This window comes from Muriicola sp. (assembly GCF_049669965.1).
GTDB lineage: Bacteria > Bacteroidota > Bacteroidia > Flavobacteriales > Flavobacteriaceae > Muriicola.
Map to the genome: position 1 here is coordinate 1 of NZ_JBATLB010000003.1, position 2,376 is coordinate 2,376.

At 40.9% G+C, this 2,376-nt stretch carries 1 protein-coding gene; it reads right to left on the reverse strand.

Annotated elements, in window-relative coordinates; all coding sequences use genetic code 11:
• On the reverse strand, positions 1 to 2,376 hold a 2,376-nt coding region (locus WBM49_RS00065; RefSeq protein WP_424370010.1), incomplete at both ends, for a hypothetical protein.

The window sequence follows — 2,376 nt, forward strand, 5'->3', positions numbered from 1 at the left end:
TTTTAGAAGCATCGTAATAGGAAATCAATAATTGAGGTATGGTTACTTCCTGGTTTCCGGCATTGAACAGTACCCCCTCCATACTTTTTTCATTTAAAGTAAGATCCTGAAGGGCAACCTGTTTGTACAGATCTGTAATTGCAACGTTGGCAGCTATTTGCAGGTTGAACTTCACTGGGACATCATTCAGGTTAACAGGTGTAAATTCATCGGGATCATAAGTTTCTGGCATTTTACTTTCCTTAGTGGTCCAGGCAATACTTTCGAAGTTTATCCTGAAGGACGTGATCTCCTTCGGCAGTAATTTATGCTTTATATGATACTTGGCATTATATGTTGTGAGTTCCCTGTCCTTCTCATTGTACAAACTGGCCTGAATGACCACATCTGCCGGAACATGGTCTATATTCTGAAGTTCCCCAACGATAGCGTATTCCGAACCAGATCTTACCAAACTTGCAGAAAGAACTTGGAGAACTGGCTGTTCCAAAACGTCTTCATGATGGGTCTGCTGGGTTGTGATCCGCCGTCTTCCATGATTGAAATACGAAGTGGTATTGGCCGTAAAAAGTTGGTCTGGGGGAATATCTGCCTGTGGCGGTGTAGGTACTATGAACCATTCACTTCCTTCCATGACTAATTCTCGTACTTCTTGTTTTTTTATGGTCTCTAAAGGAGTGATCCAAACCGTATTTATTTTAGCTGTTGCTCCATTAGAAGACTTATCAATGATCTCCACGCCAATGGAATCTAGTTTGGCATATGAACTGAGAATCCCATCACTTACAGAGATCTCCAGCATGTATTGCGCAAGCGACACTCCTCCCGATGGATCCAGATAAGTATGGGCTTTTTCAAATTCTTTAAAATCTATTGCGTCATAATACGCCCTAACTACATTTTCCGGGGATCGTTGAGCGGAATTTTTTGAATAGAATTGATACAACCCATAGAACAACAAGCCGGTCATGAGCCATGCCCAAATATGATTTATTCTAATTAGTCTTTGAGGGAACCTATCATATGATACTCCCAATTTCATGTATTCGGGGATTCGTATTTCCTTTGATTTAAGAGCCCGGATCCACAGCAACTGAATATTGAGAATAAAAGACAGGAGTATGGTTAGTACGGGAATAACACCCCACATAATCTTGAGAAAAGTAGGCACATCGTCTTTAGGTATTATTGTCGGTAAAGGCGGCACATTGAGTCTTTCCCAGACCATGATCCCATTTTCCAGTTGCTGCAATCGTTGCCATCCGCAGTAATACAGAATAGGGTCATAGAACTTGTCATTAGAGAAAATGTATTTCAGATTGTATTTCTCCGGAATGGTCAGGAACTGCTGTAGGGATCCTATACCTTCCACCCCCCGGAATTTCGAATTCTCTAATCTTTCAATAGCCTTGCTCGTTAATTCTGGTAATCGGCGGGCCGAATGATAGTTACCGTCTACCGTCATGGCATTTGTCTGAGCAGAGAGCCATGCCATTTGATCACCAAACCCCAAGGTTAGATATCGCCATTGGTCGTGCATATCCTGATTTAGGAAATTAACGATGGGAAGCATTTTAATTTTTTGAGGTTGGGAAGGTCTGAAATAGCCAAGACTCATCGTAAAGATGACCATAAACAAAATACCGGCTGCCAGGAATGCCCCCAGGATACGGTGATACATAGGTCCAAATCTCTCCTGAAGCGCTTTTTTAAGGTCGCCTTCAACTATACGGTATAGAAACTCTCCAAAAATGGGTAGGGCCATGATAGTAGCCCATAAGGTAAAACGGTCTAAAGTAAGGATATTAAAAGCTGTCTCTCCCAATACCATCCTTGGAATGGGGGTAGTTCCTCCTGTTCCTAAAATTGTGAGGATACTAATAGATAAACCGAAAAAGAGATATCGCTTGCTATAAAAGCGATAGAAAACATACGGCAGAATAAATAATAGTATTCCCCAGGGAATTATAAAAAATACGAGTCCGGAAGAGGTTACTTCCAGGAAGTTATCGCGTGAGCCATGAGGGATAGGCACTTGAGTAATAGGATTTGCCTTGGAATTCAACCAGTAGGGAAGTATACATAGCACAATTAGTGTTAGTGACCCCATTCCAAAACCTACTATTCTCCAAAATAAATTTTTGAAAGAGGTAAGAAATACTTTAAAGGTTATTTTTTTTGATTCTCTTACTTTCTCCCTGGCATCGTCCATGATGGCCATGCCTATCAAGGGAAAAATAAAGAATACCATTCCAAAAATAGGAGTAACATGATGCGAAGTAACGGTCACTGCTATTAGAGAAAATGCGGTAATTAAGTTAAAATACCGTCCTGTTCTGATCCATTGATAGATCTCAGGAAGAGCGTGTAACAATA